Below are 17,813 nucleotides of genomic sequence, written 5' to 3'. Positions count from 1 at the left end.
TATTAACTTATTCAATAGATCTCTTTCATAAATCAAAAAACGATCTTCTTTTTGGTTAATATTTGCACTCCGGATTTCTTAGCATTCGTGCATAATCTGCGGATGAAATACATCGATTCAAACAAGCTTTCTGATCCTCAGTTCAAGTGATACACAGGCATCTCATGGTCAACTTTCTATTTGATGGTTGAGCAATTGAAGAAACATGTCCCTGCCAAAGGCAGACCGCCCAAGTTAAGCCTGGAAGACCAGGTTCTGCTCTGTCTAAGCTATTGGCGGGAATACCGAACCTTATTTCACGTTGCGACGAGCTACGGGGTTTCAGAGCCCACAGCCTCAAGAATTGTCCGTCATGTTGAAGACTGCCTGATTCGGTCCAATCTCTTTAATTTACCCAAAGATTTACCCGAGGGCGAAGGCATCGATTGGAATGTTGTGATCGTGGATGCCACAGAAATTCCAATCCAAAGGCCTAAAAAAACAGAAGAAAAGCTATAGCGGCAAGAAAAAGACCCACACTTTCAAAGTACAGGCCATCATTCATTATCAAACTCAAAAAATCCTGAGTTTATGTACGAGTCGTGGTGCCGTACATGATTTCGAACTCTTCAAACGTAACTTGAATCAGATTCCTGCAGGTGCATTTATCCTTGCGGATAAGGGTTATCAGGGAATTTATACAGTGTATCCAAATAGCTTGTTGCCATTAAAAGCAAAGAAGCGCTGTAAACTGGATTCCGAACTAAAAATCTATAATCAGGAAATCAATAAAAGAAGAATTGGAATTGAGCATGTATTTGGCAGTTTGAAAACCTTCAAAATTCTTGCTGAGCGATATCGCAATCGAGGCAAAAGACTAGCATTAAGATTCAATCTAATTGCTGGAATTTATAACTTGGAGCTGAGTGAAAAATGACTTATGAAAGAAATCTAATAAATTTAATTAACTATACAAAAAACCAACTTATCTTAAATATTGATGGTTTAGACAAGCCTCAGCTTTTGAGTGTTTTTGCAACAAAGCAGAACGCTAATAAAAATATTCTAAATAACATTTCACATAAAATTCACTATCAGATACATACTCTTTAATTGAGAGTAAAACGCTGAAATTTATAATTGTAAAAAATTTAGCCGATGCTTTTAAGATAGATTAAGTAAATCGTATCAAATATAAATTTATATAGGTGTATTCTTCAATGGCTATAGAATTTGTTTCAAAATCAAAACTACCTACTGCATTTGGCAATTTTGAAATTATAGCATTTCAAGACCAAAGTACTGGTGAAGAACATATTGCTCTTGCCAAAGTCATGAATACTATTTCTAATCAACCAGTACTTGTTAGAATTCATTCAGAATGCTTAACAGGTGATGCTTTTGCTTCATTGAAATGTGACTGTGGACCTCAATTACAATCAACCATGAAAATGATTAATGATGCAGGTCAAGGTGTGATCTTATACTTACGCCAAGAAGGTCGCGGCATAGGACTAAGCAATAAAATTCGAGCTTACGCCCTTCAAGACCAAGGACATGATACTCTTGACGCCAATTTATTATTAAATTTACCAGCAGATGCTCGTAAATATGATATGTGTACCATTATGTTAGATTATTTAAAAATAAAGAATGTAAAACTCATTACAAATAATCCCCTTAAAATTAAATCTTTAACTGATTTAGGAATTAATGTTGTTGAACGTATTCCTTTAAAAGTTGGTTTAAATATCTTTAACAAAGCTTATCTTGAAACAAAGCAAAAACGCATGTCACATCTATATGATAATAGTGATTTTTAAAAAGCGATCACTTTTAGAAAAATATCCACGTATAAAGTTCCATCTCCCTTTCGGGAGAAGGACAAGATAAAATATTGTTTTATATTCAATTATGGTTTTAAAGAAGATTTATGAAAGCTGCCTGACTATTCTTTATTTTGTCTCAGTATCTGTGCAAAAACCGTCACTTTTTCTAAAGTAGCATTCATTCCCTTATTAAAAAAAGTATCGACAAGCGCTGAGCCAATGATAATAAGATCTACTTTATTGGCTAGTGCTTTAACATGGCTTTCATTTTTGATCCCAAAGCCAATTGCAACTGGAATATTAAAAATTGGCTTAATTTCAGTTATCTTTTTCTCAAGATTAGATAGATTGAAGTCTCCTCCTGTTAAGCCATTTTCTGCAACATGATATAAAAAACCTGTCGCGCGCGCTGAAATTTGCTCTAACCTTTCAACTGGGGTCGTCGGCGCAGTCATTGCAATTAAATGCATATTTTTTTCATTTAATTGCACCTCAAATTTTTCTCGATATCCATATGGAGCATCTAAAATCAATATTCCATCTATAAGATTTTCTGTTTCAGCGATAAGTGTCTCAAAACCATATTGCATAATCGGATTTAAATAAGTCATGAAAATTATTGGTGTCTGGTCATCATGCAGCCTGATTACTTTTACCAACTCAATGGTCTGTTTTACCGTTTGACCTGCATCTAAAGCCCGAAGATGCGCTGCCTGAATGATCTCTCCATCTGCCACTGGATCAGAAAATGGAATACCCACTTCAATAATGTCAGCCCCTGCTTGACCCAATTGGCTTAACAGACGACAACTTTCTGTAAAATTAGGATCTCCAGCAGTAAAATAACAGACCAGACCGCTTCGATTTTCCAGTTTCAATTGCTCTAATTTTTGATCTAGACGGTTCATGCTGTAGCTCCTGCAAGATATTTTTTGACCGTGTTTAAGTCTTTGTCTCCTCTGCCACTTAAATTGACAATAATGATCTGTTCTGGCTGCATTTCTTGAGCAAGTTGAATCGCATATGCAATCGCATGAGAACTCTCAAGAGCAGGAATAATACCCTCCTGTCGACTTAAAAGCTGAAAGGCATTTACCGCTTCTTGATCGGTGATCGCCGTATATGTAACACGTCTTGTTTCAAACAGAAGACCATGCTCAGGACCAACACCAGGATAATCTAAGCCAGCTGATATAGAGTGCCCCTCTAAAATCTGCCCATCTGAATCTTGTAATAAATAAGTTAAATTGCCATGCAGCACACCGACTTGACCCTTGCAAATAGAGGCGGCATGTTCACCGCTATTTGTTCCTTTTCCACCCGCCTCAACGCCAAACATTTTGACATTTAGGTCTTCTAGAAAAGGATGCATCAACCCTAGTGCATTTGATCCCCCACCAACGCAAGCAACTAGAGCATCAGGCAGTCTATTTTCTTTCAGGAGTATTTGGTTTTTGGCTTCTAAACCAATAATTTTCTGAAATTCTCTCACTATGGTGGGATATGGATGAGGGCCTGCACCCGTACCCAATAGGTAATAGGTTGTATCCACATGACGAATCCAGTCACGTAATGCTTCGTTCATGGCATCTTTTAAAGTCCCACGACCTTTTTGAACACTTCTGACTTCAGCACCGAGTAATTTAATACGTTCAACATTCATTTGTTGGCGCTGAATATCTGTTTCTCCCATAAAAATGGTACATTTCATCTTAAACAGCGCGCAAACCGTTGCTGTTGCAACCCCATGTTGACCAGCACCCGTTTCTGCAATGATTCTGGTTTTGCCCATAAATTTGGCTAATAAGATTTGCCCTACACAATTATTGATCTTATGCGCACCCGTATGGTTCAAATCTTCTCGCTTGAAATATATTCGAGCGCCGCCTGCATAAGCTGTTAGGTTTTTTGCATAAAAAAGAGGGCTAGGACGACCAACAAAGTCCGTTAAAATCTGCTGATATTCAGCCCAAAATTCAGGTTTGTGCCGAACTGTATTAAAGGCTTGCTCTAATTCTTGAAGTGCTGGCATTAAGCTCTCTGGCATGTAAGATCCGCCAAATTTACCAAAAAATCCCAAGTCATCAGGACCATTACCTGTATAAGGGGTTGTCATCTCATATCTCTTTTACTATCAAAACTCGTTCGATCTTAAAATATTTTCATTTTTCTGATAATTGATATATTTTGAGCTTATGGTGTTAGAAAATTTTACAACATGAAACGCAGAACATTACCTCCGCTTAATGCCTTAAAAGCTTTCGAAGCTGTCGCCAGAAATAAAAGTTTCAGCTTAGCTGCCGAAGAATTATGTGTAACCCATAGCGCGATTAGCCATCAAATAAAGCAGTTAGAAGAATGGTTGGATAAAAAATTGTTTATTCGACATTCCTCGACCATCTCTCTGACGGCGGATGCCGAAGAATTATCGCTCGTTTGTACGCAGCTTTTTAATCGTTTAGAACAATGCGTCTTTGAGTTAACTACTAAGACATCTGAAGTAGAAGTTGTCATAGGTGCTTCTCATAGTTTTATGGCAAATTGGCTGATTCCGAGATTAGAAAAGCTCGAAGTCATTTATCCCAATATCCATATAAAATTAATGACATGTAATGACTTAAAATTGTTAGAAAAAGAGAAGGTTGATATATTTATCAATAGCGTCAGTGAGCATCATCTACTTCCCAACTTTTTGAATAAATATCTGTTATTTCCCGATAACATGGGTCCTATTTGTAATCGTGAAATAAATCTTCTTCATTCCGTAAATGATCTTTTAAACTATCCATTACTTCATACCCACTCAAATAAAAGTGCATGGCATACATGGTTTGATCAGTTTCAAATAAGCTTTTCCCCAAAATCCAATGACCGTTATTTTGATAGTCTGAATTTAATGATAGAGGGTGCCGTGTCTGGGTTAGGAATTGCCATAGCACCTCAAATTCTAGTAGAAAAAGAAATGTTAAATGGAAAGATCATTGCCCCTTTTGGTTTTATCTATTGTGACTATAATTTTTATGCAATGGTCAGAAAAAATAACGAAAATCGTGATGTTATGAATATCATTGATTGGTTAATGGCCGAAGAAAAAAGTTAAACATTTAATCTTTGATTTGAAAAATTCTATTCAATTGCTCATCTATAACGTCTATTTCACATTCTGTTCACGCTTTGCTGCCTAAGGTATAAACATACACTTCATACGGACACTGATGATGAGACTTGTAAAAACACTAATTGCTACAGCCTTATCCTTGCCGCTTCTGTTGTTAGCCGGATGTAAAAGTATTCCCAGTTATTCAGCCGATTACGCCCAATCCAGAAACGGTATTCAGGGGATAGCGCTGGATCAGGCTAAAGCTCAGGATATCGGCCTCCGCTTTACCTCAGCTTTTAATACCTTGGGCACACCAGAATTTGTGGAAAGAGCCGGATCGCTGTATGCCGACCAGCTGTTTATTAACGATACCCTATCGCAATTTTCATCCCGTCAAAATCTACTCGAGCACTTTCAAGGCATGAACAAACGGGTCAGCAAGGTCAGCGTCAAGCTGTTAAACGCTTCTTATTATCAGGACTCTGCCTACGTGCACTGGCATATGATCTATGATTTTAAAATGTTCGGCACGACCCGCAGTATGGACTCTTACGGTATCAGTGAAATCAAGATTAACGAAAACAACAAGATTATTTTCCAGCAGGATTTCTGGGACCCTGCGAATGGCCTGTACCGTTCCCTGCCTTATGTTGGAGGAGTCTACTCATGGCTACTGCCTTTCAAAAAATAGCGATTAGTACAGCGTTAGTGATGGGATGTAGCTTCTGTCCATGGGCACAGGCACAAAGCCTGAATCAATGCGGCAATGGTCCGCTGATGGTGGGTCAAAAACAGGTCGGTATGGCCAGTTATTTTGCACAAAACTGTAGCCAGTCCTGGGAAAAACAAAATATACAGATGGACTTTTCCTATACCCAGAATATTCCGGAATGGGCATTTAAACGTGCGGCCACACATTTACTGAAACGTAATGTTAAAGACGCAAAAATACATGCTCTATTCAACCCAATCACTGATTTGTATCGTCCGGTCAGATCAGGCGACCTGTACCGTTTAAAATACAATCATGCTACACAGACCCTGAGCTTATCTTTGAACCAGCAAAGTTTAGGGCAGCTTAAACATCCTCTGGCACAACAATATTTTAATATATGGCTGGGTCCCCAGCCATTTAGTGCTAAATTAAAACAGCAATTATTAAATTAGTATCTGCCGCTATGTCGAAACATTTTATCCTGATGGTTGAAGACCATTATGAACTGGCCTCTACCCTATGCGAGTTTTTGGAAGAACATGGCTTTGTGGTCGATCATGCCCGCAATCTGACTGCTGCTAGACAATTACTGAAACAGCAACGCTACCATATCTTGCTACTAGACATTAATTTGCCTGATGGTTCTGGTTATGAATTGTGCGAGTGGTTACGCAATGAAGAGGGGTTGGACTTACCTGTCTTGATGCTTACCGCTCGGGATACCTTGGATGATAAACTCAAAGGCTTCAATTCCGGCACGGATGATTATCTGGTCAAGCCCTTTGACTTTAACGAGCTGGTGGTTCGGGTCAAGGCCCTGATCAAACGCTCCCTGGGTGAAGTATCTAGCAGTCGTCTGCAAATTCATGACCTAATTTTGGACCCCGCAACACAACAGCTAACTCGAGCTGGGCAGAACATTGAATTGCCTCCGATTCAGTTTAAACTTTTGAAGCTATTGATGCGTCATTCTCCTAAAGTACTGACCAAACAGGAAATTATGATGCAGCTTTGGGGTGACGAAGAGCCAGAAAGTGATGCTCTGCGCAGTCATATCTATAATTTACGCAAAATGGTCGATAAACCCTTTGAACAAAAGCTGATTCACACCATATCTGGGATTGGTTTAAAGATTGCTTTCGAAGATGAAGCCTAATTTAGGTACACAACGACAATCAGTCCAGTGGTCATTGTCAGGTCAACATTCTGATGGGTGCCAAGATAATATTGCCTGTCAAACAGCTCCACACGCCAACCTAGCTGTTTGCATAGCTTTTGCACCAATTGCAATCCAATGCCATGCCCTTTGATTTCCAGTTGTAGCTGCTGGCCAGACAGTTCCTGAACCTTAGAATTATTAGGTAAAGGCATGCCTACCCCATTGTCAGCAATCAGCACTTTATTTTTTTCCAGAATCACATCAATTTCTGTGCCCTGTGAATAGTTCAGCGCATTGCGCAGAATATTACCAAACACCATTTTGGTCATAGATGGATAAAGTTTACGCGGCTGTTCATCGAGGTCTTTTTGCAGGTCAATCTGCATGCCTTTGTTATGACTGACACTCTCTAGATCCTGCACCAGATTGTCGAGACATTCTGAAAGCATGGTCGGTTCAGCAGTTAAAGTATTGGTGGTATTGCGGGCAATCGCCAGCAAGGTATCGACCAGCAGCTGCATGTCTTCAATGGTGTTATGCAGGCGGGTAAAGGACTTGTTGTCGCCATAGCGTGCCTGACATAGCTGCACATTGCCTTTTAAAATGGTCAGTGGCGTGCGCAGCTCATGGCTGACATCTCCGGTAAATTCACGCTCACGCTGAATAAATTCGCTTAATACCTGATGATATTTTTCCAGCGCCTGCTTGAGGTATTCAGCTTCCAGATTGGAGTCGGTGCGGATGTCCTGAAAAGGCGAAGCCTGATTTTTCTGATGTTCCCAGTCGATATGTTCCAGCGCATTGGCCAACCGGGTAATCGGGGAAAAATAACGTCGGGCCCGACGGTTCCACCACCACAATACGCTATATAGCACAAACAGGCTGACCATCAGCGGTGCCAGACCAAACAGCCAGACCAGCTTGTTGACGTTGCTTTCGCCAAACACCAGCAGCACATGCTGTCCGTCTTTTTCACCATACACGGTCATGCGCTCCTTGCCATCGACAAAATGCCGGTTCACCCCTTGCTCAAGCTGCATGTGGCGAAATTGGACTGGCGGCAGATCGCTCCAGCGGTAACCATACAGGTTTTTGGTGTCGGGCAGTTCAGCAGCCGGATTACGTTCCAGCCGCTGCCAGTAGTGTGACATTTCCTGTTCTAGCGCAGTTCTGAGCAGGGAACCCTTGATTACCCAAGCACTACAGCCAATCCCGATCACCACAGACAGGGCAATGAATCCGATTTGCAGCCAGTAGTAGCGGTTAAACACCTCACCCAGAGGATGATCGTGTTTGTCCCTGAACAGCTTTAACATTGGTGCATTCCCCGCTACCCCATCCGATTCGCCATTCAATTATACGGTTTTCTTTTTAAACAGAAAGTGACCGATCACCCACTCGCGTCCATGCTCATAACCGAACAGTTCGGCACAGGCCATAAAGAAAATCCGCCAGCGTTGCCACCAGATGGCGGCATCTACACCATAGGTCTGTTCAAATAAGGGGCGCAGCTCGTCCTGTTTCCGGTCCATGTTCTCGAGCCAGGCATTTGCGGTGCGTTCATACTGCGTGCCGGCCCATTGCCAGTGCTGCTCTAATTGCAAATGCTGCTGGAAATGTAGAAAGGTCGAAGCTGCCGGCATCAGTCCGCCACTAAAGAAATATTTCGACATCCAGTCGAATTCATTTTTCACTTCAAACGGATAATGCAGGAAACGGTGACAGAAAATATGGCACCAGAGCAGACCATCCGCTTTCAGCCAGCTGCTGATATTTTCAAACAGTTTCTGGTAATTACGTACGTGTTCAAACATTTCCACCGAAACTACGCGGTCAAAGGACGCGGGTTCCAGTTGCAGTACATTGACATCGCAGGTGATCACCGTCAGGTTCTGCAGTTTTTTCAGAAGCGCCTGTTCCTGAATATACTGGCGCTGGGTCGAGGAATTCGACACCACCGTAATGCGGGCCTTGGGATAATGCTCGGCCATATACAGACTCAACGATCCCCAGCCACAGCCAATTTCCAGAATATCCTGTCCATCTTTTAACTGTGCACGCTGGCAATAGCTGGCCAGTGCGGCTTCTTCCGCCTGATCCAGGGTGGTATGAGTATGTTCAAACAGGCTAGCGCTGTATTTCAGACGCTTGCCCAGCACCGCCTGGAAAAATGCGGTGGGCAGTTCATAGTGCTGTTGATTGGCCTTTTCGGTCTCGATGGCAATCTCGCTGTTTTTCAGCATATGCAGCACATCCATATAGCGCCGAGCTGCCAGTGCCGGGTCAAAGCGTCCTTCCTGTGCCAGACGTTTTTTGCTTAGGCTGCGAATGCCGGCGCGAATGACTGAATCGGGCAGCTTGCCACTTTCGACCAGTTTTAAAGATTGTTGAATCATAAAGTCCATGTATTTACCTACTGTTTGGGTGGCCACGGAATAAACATTGAAGTTCGTCGTTGATAGTCTTTATAGTTGTCGCCGCGATGTGCCAGCGCCTGTTGTTCACTAAAGGGAATCCCGGTGATGTAGTACAGAAACAGCCACATCAGCAGTGGATAAATCCATAATTCATAGCATCCTGCTGCCAGACCGAGCACTGGATAAGCAAACCAATGCAGCCATTCAAAAAAATAATTCGGATGGCGCGAATATTTCCACAAACCCTGATCCATGGTTTTACTTTGATTCTGTGGATCTAGCTTAAAACGGTAAAGTTGCTGATCGGCAGTGCTTTCGCCTATCAAAGCGGATAGCATGATCATGCCCGCCACAATCACAGTGACCAAAGTCCAGTCATTCCATTGCTCGGTCGAGATACTTAACAGCTTCAGCATTGGGTAAGAAAACAGTAGAGCCAATCCTGCCTGAAATATAAAAAACACCAGAAAACCAAGATGCTGATACTCCCCCATCGCTCGGCGCATGTTGGCATAACGCGTGTCTTCTTGGGTTTCACTGGCATAGCGCCGTAACAGATGCCAAGTCAGCCGTGAAAACCAGATCCCACTCGCCAGTCCCAGAAATAAGCGAACCAACATCGGTGCACTGTCAATCGCCCAAGCGGCAATAATCACATTGAGGGCAATACTGAAACTCCAAGCGACATCGACCAGCCCTGCTCTACGGTTATAGGTCACCAACACCCAGCTACAGAGCATGATAAAGACATTCAGCATCAGTAAGTTCAGCAGCATTTCGGCCCTCCTGCTTTATCTTGGCTTAGTAGGCACTGGCTTCGAACAGCAGATGTACATCACTGATCACGCCTTCGCGGAAGCCACCTTCGCAATAACACAGATAAAAATCCCACATGCGGATAAAACGCTCATCAAAGCCGAGTTCTAAAACTTGATCACGTTGGGAGAGAAAACGCTGACGCCAGACCTTTAAGGTTTCTGCATAGCTTTGACCGATATCTTCCAGATGCTTGAGACGCAGTTTTTGTTCGGACGCGGCCTGGGTCATGACGCTGATGCAGGGAATAAAACTGCCCGGGAAGATATAGCGCTTGATATAGTCCACGGTATTCAGGGCCTTGGCATAGCGGGCATCTTCAATGGTGATGGCCTGAATCAGGGCCAGACCGTTCGGTTTCAGCAGCTCACGGCATTTGCGGAAATAGGTCGGCAAATACTGCTCACCCACGGCCTCGATCATTTCAATCGACACCAGCTTGTCGTATTTGCCTTCCAGTAAACGGTAGTCTTTCAGCTGCACAGTCACGCGATGTGACAGTCCTGCTGCAGCGACCCGAGCTACGGCTTCATCATACTGTGCTCTGGAAATGGTGATGGTGGTGACCTTGCAGCCATACTGCTGCGCGGCATAAATGGCAAAACCGCCCCAGCCGCTGCCAATTTCGACCAAATGATCCATCGGTTTGAGTTGCAGTTTCTGGCAGATCAGCTCTTTTTTATAATCCGAAGCCTGTTCCAGGCTCATGCCCGGCTCTTTAAACACCGCACTGGAATACATCATGCTGTAATCCAGGAACAGCTTGAAAAAGTCATTGCTCAGGTCATAATGCTCGGCAATATTTTTGCGGCTGCCATCAATCGAATTCTTGCGCGATTTATACCAGACCTTTAACAGTAACTGGCTGGCTTTGGCCACTGCATTCTGATTCATCAGATCCAGCACATCGCGGTTACGTGCCAAAATGCGGATCACATCGACCAGATCTTCACTGCTCCAGTAGCCACGGATAAAACCTTCGGCAGCACCCAGTACGCCATTACGGAACAGTAGATCCATCAGACGGACATCATGCACCTGTATCACCGCCTGTAAATCGCTATTTTCCCCGACAGCCCCGTTCCAGACACCTTTAAAAATCAGCTGACCATGGCGTAATTTCAGCAGGTGGCGCAGTACCACCGGCAGTGTGCTTTGCTCTCCCATGAATAGTGTTTTCATCGCAATGTGTTTCCTTTTTCTTTTTTAGGATGTCGGTAAAACGGAATTTTCTTTTTCCATAAACGAAAGGCGTGCAGATAAATTCCGCTGACCATCCTGAAGGGTTCAAGAACTTTCAGTACAGCATAACGATACTGCTGTGAAGGAACCGTGATGGCATGCAAGGAAAATTTCAGGGTGGCATCGAATTGCAAGACTCCCTGCTGAAACAGCTGCATATGAATCACGTTCTGCCGATCTGAAAAGCTGAAACGCCAGCGATAATCCAGCCCCATCGGCATGAACGGCGAGACATGAAAGGACTTTTTAAAGTCAAACTGGTGACTCTGGTACGGCGCATGTTCGTCTGCATTGTTTCGGCAGTCGTGAATGTAGACCTGTCTTTCATTCCACGGTGTGTTGGTGATTTCACTCAGCACAAAAAGCAACTGGTCGGTGGCACTAAAGACCAGATAAAACACTACAGAATTAAAGCGAAAGCCGAGTGTACGTGGCAGAGCCAAGACCCGGATGGACGCGGCATGCGGTAACAGATAGTTTTCCCGCTTGATTAGCAAGCGTGCAATCTTCTGCCGAATCGAGCCACATTCCATAGTCAGAAAGTCACGCTCATCCAGGGTCAGGAAATTCCAGCGGCTAGAGGACCACAGCCAGGATTTTCGGGTAAAGGTCGAGAGTTGATCCGGATCAAACCATAAATAGGTCAGCTGGGTCTCAAAAGCATGGGCTTTGGGCAAATAACGGCGATGCCGAATTTCGGCAGCGGCGATCGCCAGTGGATAGATCTGCATCATGTGCTCCTAGGCCACCTGCTCAGTCTGCTGCAATAGCTGATCGACCACCCAGGCTGCGCTGCGCGCCCCATCTTCGTGAAAGCCCCAGCCCCAGTAGGCGCCACAGTATGAGGTGCGGTTCTGGGCATTGACCTCGGCCCAGCGTTGTTGTGCTTCAATCGCCGGGGCATCAAACACCGGATGGCGGTAATACCGCTCTACCCAGACTTTTTTCGGATCCAGGGCAAAATTAGGATTCAGGGTGGCAAAGACCTGGGTTTTGCATTTCAGGTTCTGCAGCTGGTTCATCCAGTAACTGAAACCATAATGAATGCCGCTGTGCTGGAATGGGGTATGTTCAGCAGCCTGACTCGGCGTCACATGCACATGCCAGCTGGCCCACTGGCGTCTGGATTTGGGCATGATGCGGGTATCGGAATGCACCACCATACGGTTATCCTGATAGCGGAACTTACCGAGTACATCCAGTTCCTGCGCAGAAGGGTCTTTCAGTAATTTCAGACTATCATCAGCATGGCTGGCAAACACGACCCAGTCAAAACGTTCGGTGCCCTGTGCTGTTTCAACTAGTACATCATTGGCACTGCGGGATACATGCAGAACACCCATCTTGCGGAAGGTAATATTCGCCTGGGACTGAATCGCACGAACGTAGCGAGCTGATCCCCCCTTGACCGTAAGCCATAACGGCCGGTCTTTTAATTGCAACATGCGATGGTGCTGGAAAAAGCTCACCACAAATTTATAGGGAATCTGTCCGGCTTGCTCCACCGGGCAGGACCACAGCGCTCCACACATCGGATAGAGATGTTCCTGACGGAAGGCTTCAGAATAACCATGCTGATTCAGATATTCATCAATACTGAGCTGTGCATCAACCTGCTCCACATCCAGATCTTTATTGGCGGCATAGAAGCGGAACAGATCCGACAACATCGCGCGAAAATCAGCCTTTAAAAAGTTTTGCGGTCTAAACAGCAGCGAGAATTTTTTCGATGGATTGTACTGCAAGCCCGTGACCTGATTGTTCACCGAAAAGCCCATGTCACTGCTTTGCGATTGAATCCCGAGTTCTTTCAGCATGGCGCAGAACAGTGGATAGTTGTGCTCGTTAAACACAATAAAGCCACTGTCTACTGCGACCTGTTCGCCGTCTATATTCAGCTGATGGGTATCGGTATGGCCTCCAAAGTAATTATTCTTTTCAAAGACCGTGACTTCATGCACTTTGCTGAGTTTCCAGGCGGCATACAGACCGGAAATACCTGAACCAATAATCGCAATTTTCATGGTGATTCCTTCGATTGAATCGTGTGAGTGCCTGCCGTAGCGGCTTTTTTCTGTTTCCGAGCCTGGGCAATTTTACTGGCTTCATAGACCCGTGCCGGAATCGGCTTGAGTCCCCAGACCAGCCCGAGCCAAGACATGAGTTTCAGCAGATAATAGGTGACATCAATCTGCCACCAGTAAAAGCCTTGCCGGGTGCTGCCTGCATAATAGTGATGATTGTTATGCCAGCCTTCACCCAAGGTAATAATGGACAGAAATAAATTGTTGCGGCTGTGATCTTCAGTGTCAAAATCCCGGCTGCCGTAATGATGCGCCAATGAATTGATACATAAGGTGGCATGGATGAGTAACACGGTGGAGACCATAAAGCCCCAGACCAGCAATTGCAGGCCGGAAGTGCCGAGTTGCGGCCAGGTGATGGCCAGCCATTCCCCTAGCGCATAAATCCCGCCCGCGGTCAGCAGCACCACAATTAAGCTGAAACGGTCCAGCCAGATCAGTTCCGGATATTTCAGCCAGTCTTTAATGACTTCTTTACGCGTAGCAAAGTTGTATTCATTTAAGAACCAGCCGATGTGGCTGTACCAAAAACCATGCGTCGAGGAATGCGGGTCTTGCAAGGTATCGGTATAGCGATGGTGATAGCGGTGATGCGCCGCCCACCAGAGCGGACCACGCTGCGCGCTCATGGTGCCCAGTAATACAAACAGGAACTGTACCGGACGCGAAGTCTGAAAAGTTTTATGCGATAGATAACGATGGAAAAAAGCCGTAATGGAAAACATGCGGATCAGGTAGAACAGCAGCATAAAGCCCAGCGCAAACCACGACACTCCCACCCAGAACACGGCGAAACAGGCCAGATGCAACAGAATAAAGGGTAAAATCCGCAGCCACTGAATCTTGCTGTTTTCAGCCGTCAGTGTTTCGGGCGCTGTGGGTGTAGACCAGCTGTCTATCCATCGCATCAGACTGTTCAACATGGACTCATCCTATTTTCAAGCGATTGTCTTTATTCTATTTGATGAGTGTAATCAGTCAGATATGAATTTTATGTGAAGTAAATAAAAAAAGCCGAACTGTAGAGAGACTAGGCAGTTCGGCAAAAGGGTAACAGATTAATGCGGCAATTTGATCAGTTTTGTCACGTCATAACCATAATGTTTTGCGGTTTCCAGATAGGACTGATAGGTGGCTTCATCCAGTTGCGGTTCACGCGATAAAATCCACAGATATTTATTGCTTGGTCCACCCACCAGTGCCACTTTATATTCCGGATCCACTCGTAATACCCAGTAATGACCTTTGGTAAACGGAATCCATCTTAAACCTTGCGGCAAAAAACTGACCTTCAGTTTGCTGTTGCCCGCATTTTGCGAATAGGCAACCCCTTCAGAGCTGATCAATTCGCCATTGGCAATCCGGCAACTATTCAAGACACGCATGGTCTGATCGGCATTGAGGCTATATTGCGCTGTGATATTTGAGACGCATTTACGCTGAAAATACATCGGCAAATGCGCAATTTCATACCACTTGCCTGCATACTGCTGGATATCCACCTGATCGACTGCCTGAGGCGCAGCAGTTTCTGCTCGGATCGTGGTACTTAAGCTGATGATGGCCAGTGCCGTCACTGCAAAAACAGACTTAAATCGCATGTTCATTTTTTAGCCTTGTTTGATTACAGCCTTAAGATAACCCAGCTGGATGTGAACAAAGTGTGAAGATCAAATGCTGCGATTCAGGGTCTATTGGTCAGGAAATGCCATCTGAATATTCAGGACCTAGGGCGTTAGCGCAGTTTATTTGAGAGCCCCAAACAGGATTGCTGTTTCAAAGCCACTCTTTGCTGTCATCTGCAACAGGCGTTCCATACATCACATGCTGAATCATGGCATAGGCGATACTGCCCTTGAACGGAATTTCGGGTAACTGGTCAAACTTGAAAAACTGCGCATCGCTCAGTTCATTTTCCTGAATCTGGATGTCCCCTGCATGATATTCTGCCTTGAAAGCCATCATCAGGTTGCTGGGAAACGGCCATGGCTGGCTGGCCAGATATTGAATATTCTTGATCTGCAGCCCCACTTCTTCCAGCGTTTCACGGCGGACTGCCTCTTCCAGGGTTTCCCCGACTTCAACAAAGCCGGCAATCAGGCTGTACATCTGGGTTTTGTTGCGGGCATTTTTTGCCAGCAGAATTTCATCTGTACCCCGGGTAATGATGGTAATTACACAAGGATTCACCCGCGGATACTGGTTATAGCCACAGGATGGACAGACCATGGCATACTGGCTGGCGTGCTGCTGGGTGGCGTGACCGCATTTACTGCAAAAGCGGTGATTACGGCGCCATTCCAGTAACTGTAGCGCACGGCTGGCCTGTTCAAACTGCGGTCTGCTCCAGACTTGCACCAGTTGTCTAATCGGCACCAGCTGATAACCTTGCGGCACCGGTTCGTCTTCTTTCAGGTCACGGGCAATGACCTCGCCATTTTCCGTCAGGTTCAGGTCGTGCTGCAGTCTGGCTACCTGCGGTAACTGAAAATGCTCATCCACCAGTAATTGCTGCTGTCTAAAAATATACGCTTTTGAATGCATGCTCATACAATTCCCTGATTAAAAAAAATCCCATACAGAGGGGTGTATGGGACAGAACTAAGGAAGCTTACATGGAGTAACTTCTAACCAGATACTAGGTGCAAGCTGCCTGAATTACAACCATAATAATTTGTATCTTTTTGATTAAAATCACATAATTTTCACATCACCTATGCATTAAGGAATCATGCAACGTGAGTTTCATCAACGGGTTTTAGCGTTATAGGGATGAACGGTCTGTTATTGCAGTACTCATGATTTCTGTGCAATGCCAGCGGCTCAATTGGCAGAGTTGAATTGATTCAACATGCGGGTTGATCTTTATTTTCACAAAAAAATTTTCACAAAAAATTGAACTGTTCGGCTTTACACTGCGCTCTCTTTCACTGGTTCTGAGATCGGTATGCGTTTCGGTTTAATTCTGGGTGACCAGCTTCATCATCAGCTTGCTACGCTCAAAGCGCTGGACCGTACCCGGGATGTGATCCTGATGGCCGAAGTGGTTGAGGAAGCCACCTATGTCACCCATCATCCGCAGAAAATTGCCCTGATTTTTAGCGCCATGCGTCATTTTGCCAAAGAGCTCAAGGCCGAGGGCTGGCGTGTACGTTACCATGCTTTTCAATCCGGCAGTCCGATTCGTAGCCTGCTGGATTTTGTGCAGGTACAGCAACAGCTGTTCCCCGTCACAGAACTGGTCATGACCCAATGCGGAGAATACCGCCTGCAGCAGCAGATTGAACAGTACTGGAGCCAGCATCTTCAACTGCCGGTACAGTGTCTGAATGATGAGCGTTTTTTCTGCAGTCCGGAGCAGTTCCGGCACTGGGCTAGCCGTTACCAGACGCTGCGCATGGAATATTTTTATCGGGAAATGCGCAAGCAGACCGGCTACTTGATGCAGGGACAGCAGCCGCTTGGACAACAGTGGAACTATGACAGCGCCAATCGCAAGGCATGGTCAGGCACTCCACCATTGCCTCCAACACTTCATTTTGAACGCGATCAGATTGATCTGGATGTACTGCAACTGGTTGAGCGCGAGTTTCCGCTTCACTCTGGCAGCCTTGACAACTTCCGCTGGGCCACCACACGTAACAACGCTCTGCTTGCACTTGAGCATTTCATTACCCACAGTTTGCCGCATTTTGGAGATTATCAGGATGCCATGGTTCAGGGTGCAGACATGCTGTTTCACAGCCTGCTCTCGCCTTATCTAAATTGTGGTCTGTTACTGCCCAAAGAAGTCTGTGATGCGGCAGAAGCGGCCTACTATAACGGTCATGCACCACTGAATGCAGTGGAAGGTTTTATCAGGCAGATCCTCGGCTGGCGCGAATATGTCCGTGGAATTTACTGGCTGTACATGCCTGAGTATGCCAGTCGCAATGCGCTGCAGTACTCAACACCGTTGCCACAATTTTACTGGACTGGCCGCACTCAGATGAACTGCATGGCTGAATGTTTCCGTAATACTTTTCAGCATGCGTATGCACATCATATTCAGCGTTTGATGGTGACTGGAAATTTTGCCTTATTAACTGGTATAGACCCGAAGCAGATCAGCGAATGGTATCTGGCAGTATATGCCGACGCCTATGAATGGGTAGAACTACCGAACACCTTGGGCATGGTAATGCATGCCGATAGCGGATTGATGGCCAGCAAACCCTATGGGGCTTCGGGCAATTATATCCATAAGATGTCGGATTACTGCAAACACTGTAGCTACAAGGTCAAAACCCGTACCGAACCGGACAGCTGTCCGTTCAACAGCCTGTACTGGTATTTCATGATCCGGCATGAAGCAACATTCCGTACTCATCCACGTATGGGCATGATCTATCGTCAGCTGGACAAACTGAAAGATCGGCAGAAGATTATCAGCCATGCCCAGCAGCTTCTTAGCCGGATTGATGAGTTATAAA

At 45.0% G+C, this 17,813-nt stretch carries 19 protein-coding genes; 8 read left to right on the top strand and 11 right to left on the bottom strand.

Features of this window, described 5'->3' with window-relative positions; all coding sequences use genetic code 11:
• Positions 1-183: 183 nt before the first annotated feature.
• From FTT92_RS02515 to ribA, 3 genes are all read left to right on the top strand, one after another.
• A complete protein-coding gene (locus tag FTT92_RS02515; protein ID WP_026438152.1) occupies positions 184-498 on the top strand; it encodes a transposase family protein in 315 nt (104 codons plus the stop codon).
• Complete coding sequence (locus tag FTT92_RS02510) at positions 446-916, top strand: IS5/IS1182 family transposase (RefSeq protein ID WP_039254797.1); 471 nt, start codon at positions 446-448, stop codon at positions 914-916. Before FTT92_RS02515 ends, FTT92_RS02510 begins: the two co-directional genes overlap by 53 nt.
• Before the next feature lie 283 nt (positions 917-1,199).
• Positions 1,200-1,802 carry a GTP cyclohydrolase II gene (gene ribA, locus FTT92_RS02505; RefSeq protein ID WP_180171340.1) on the top strand — a complete coding sequence of 201 codons (603 nt, stop codon included), beginning with the start codon at positions 1,200-1,202 and terminating at the stop codon, positions 1,800-1,802.
• Positions 1,803-1,927: 125 nt separating this feature from the next.
• Here the strand turns inward: ribA and trpA are convergent, their stop codons facing one another.
• Positions 1,928-2,716, bottom strand: coding sequence for a tryptophan synthase subunit alpha (gene trpA / locus FTT92_RS02500; RefSeq protein ID WP_180171339.1), 789 nt, complete (start codon positions 2,714-2,716; stop codon positions 1,928-1,930).
• The gene (gene trpB, locus FTT92_RS02495) at positions 2,713-3,924 is read right to left on the bottom strand and encodes a tryptophan synthase subunit beta (protein WP_180171338.1); all 1,212 of its coding nucleotides are present in this window, start codon (positions 3,922-3,924) and stop codon (positions 2,713-2,715) included. Before trpB ends, trpA begins: the two co-directional genes overlap by 4 nt.
• Before the next feature lie 102 nt (positions 3,925-4,026).
• Between trpB and FTT92_RS02490 the strand changes: the two genes are divergently transcribed.
• The 4 genes from FTT92_RS02490 to FTT92_RS02475 all read left to right on the top strand — a co-directional run bounded on the left by FTT92_RS02490 (position 4,027) and on the right by FTT92_RS02475 (position 6,779).
• Positions 4,027-4,908: a LysR family transcriptional regulator gene (locus FTT92_RS02490; protein WP_180171337.1), complete on the top strand. Its 882-nt coding sequence runs from the start codon at positions 4,027-4,029 to the stop codon at positions 4,906-4,908.
• Positions 4,909-5,026: 118 nt separating this feature from the next.
• Positions 5,027-5,599 (top strand): nuclear transport factor 2 family protein, encoded by a 573-nt coding sequence (locus FTT92_RS02485; protein ID WP_171263815.1) that lies wholly within the window; start codon positions 5,027-5,029, stop codon positions 5,597-5,599.
• Positions 5,575-6,075 carry a chalcone isomerase family protein gene (locus FTT92_RS02480; protein ID WP_005177287.1) on the top strand — a complete coding sequence of 167 codons (501 nt, stop codon included), beginning with the start codon at positions 5,575-5,577 and terminating at the stop codon, positions 6,073-6,075. Before FTT92_RS02485 ends, FTT92_RS02480 begins: the two co-directional genes overlap by 25 nt.
• 11 nt (positions 6,076-6,086) lie before the next feature.
• Positions 6,087-6,779 carry a response regulator transcription factor gene (locus tag FTT92_RS02475; protein WP_180024883.1) on the top strand — a complete coding sequence of 231 codons (693 nt, stop codon included), beginning with the start codon at positions 6,087-6,089 and terminating at the stop codon, positions 6,777-6,779.
• Here FTT92_RS02475 and FTT92_RS02470 read toward each other — a convergent pair.
• The 9 genes from FTT92_RS02470 to nudC all read right to left on the bottom strand — a co-directional run bounded on the left by FTT92_RS02470 (position 6,776) and on the right by nudC (position 15,891).
• Positions 6,776-8,098 (bottom strand): sensor histidine kinase, encoded by a 1,323-nt coding sequence (locus FTT92_RS02470; RefSeq protein ID WP_373683695.1) that lies wholly within the window; start codon positions 8,096-8,098, stop codon positions 6,776-6,778. The genes FTT92_RS02475 and FTT92_RS02470 overlap by 4 nt on opposite strands.
• A gap of 39 nt (positions 8,099-8,137) precedes the next feature.
• Positions 8,138-9,187, bottom strand: coding sequence for a cyclopropane-fatty-acyl-phospholipid synthase family protein (locus tag FTT92_RS02465; RefSeq protein WP_180024884.1), 1,050 nt, complete (start codon positions 9,185-9,187; stop codon positions 8,138-8,140).
• Positions 9,188-9,195: 8 nt separating this feature from the next.
• A complete protein-coding gene (locus tag FTT92_RS02460) occupies positions 9,196-9,975 on the bottom strand; it encodes a DUF1295 domain-containing protein (protein ID WP_180024885.1) in 780 nt (259 codons plus the stop codon).
• Positions 9,976-10,000: 25 nt separating this feature from the next.
• Complete coding sequence (locus FTT92_RS02455; protein ID WP_180171336.1) at positions 10,001-11,197, bottom strand: cyclopropane-fatty-acyl-phospholipid synthase family protein; 1,197 nt, start codon at positions 11,195-11,197, stop codon at positions 10,001-10,003.
• Positions 11,194-11,988, bottom strand: coding sequence for a DUF1365 domain-containing protein (locus FTT92_RS02450; protein WP_180171402.1), 795 nt, complete (start codon positions 11,986-11,988; stop codon positions 11,194-11,196). The genes FTT92_RS02455 and FTT92_RS02450 overlap by 4 nt, the downstream gene beginning before the upstream one ends.
• A 9-nt stretch (positions 11,989-11,997) precedes the next feature.
• On the bottom strand, positions 11,998-13,281 hold the full coding sequence (locus FTT92_RS02445; RefSeq protein WP_180171335.1) for an NAD(P)/FAD-dependent oxidoreductase: 1,284 nt from the start codon (positions 13,279-13,281) through the stop codon (positions 11,998-12,000).
• Positions 13,278-14,264 carry an acyl-CoA desaturase gene (locus tag FTT92_RS02440; RefSeq protein ID WP_180171334.1) on the bottom strand — a complete coding sequence of 329 codons (987 nt, stop codon included), beginning with the start codon at positions 14,262-14,264 and terminating at the stop codon, positions 13,278-13,280. Before FTT92_RS02440 ends, FTT92_RS02445 begins: the two co-directional genes overlap by 4 nt.
• Positions 14,265-14,399: 135 nt before the next feature.
• On the bottom strand, positions 14,400-14,948 hold the full coding sequence (locus FTT92_RS02435) for a lipocalin family protein (protein ID WP_092819540.1): 549 nt from the start codon (positions 14,946-14,948) through the stop codon (positions 14,400-14,402).
• A 169-nt stretch (positions 14,949-15,117) separates the two neighbouring features.
• The gene (gene nudC, locus FTT92_RS02430; protein WP_180171333.1) at positions 15,118-15,891 is read right to left on the bottom strand and encodes an NAD(+) diphosphatase; all 774 of its coding nucleotides are present in this window, start codon (positions 15,889-15,891) and stop codon (positions 15,118-15,120) included.
• Positions 15,892-16,288: 397 nt separating this feature from the next.
• On the opposite strand from nudC, the gene FTT92_RS02425 reads away from it, so the two are divergent.
• On the top strand, positions 16,289-17,812 hold the full coding sequence (locus FTT92_RS02425) for a cryptochrome/photolyase family protein (RefSeq protein WP_180171332.1): 1,524 nt from the start codon (positions 16,289-16,291) through the stop codon (positions 17,810-17,812).
• Position 17,813 lies beyond the last annotated feature (1 nt).

The sequence above is a fragment of the Acinetobacter sp. YH12023 genome (assembly GCF_013420135.1).
Lineage (GTDB): Bacteria > Pseudomonadota > Gammaproteobacteria > Pseudomonadales > Moraxellaceae > Acinetobacter > Acinetobacter amyesii.
This window is presented reverse-complemented; position numbering and strand designations above follow the sequence as displayed.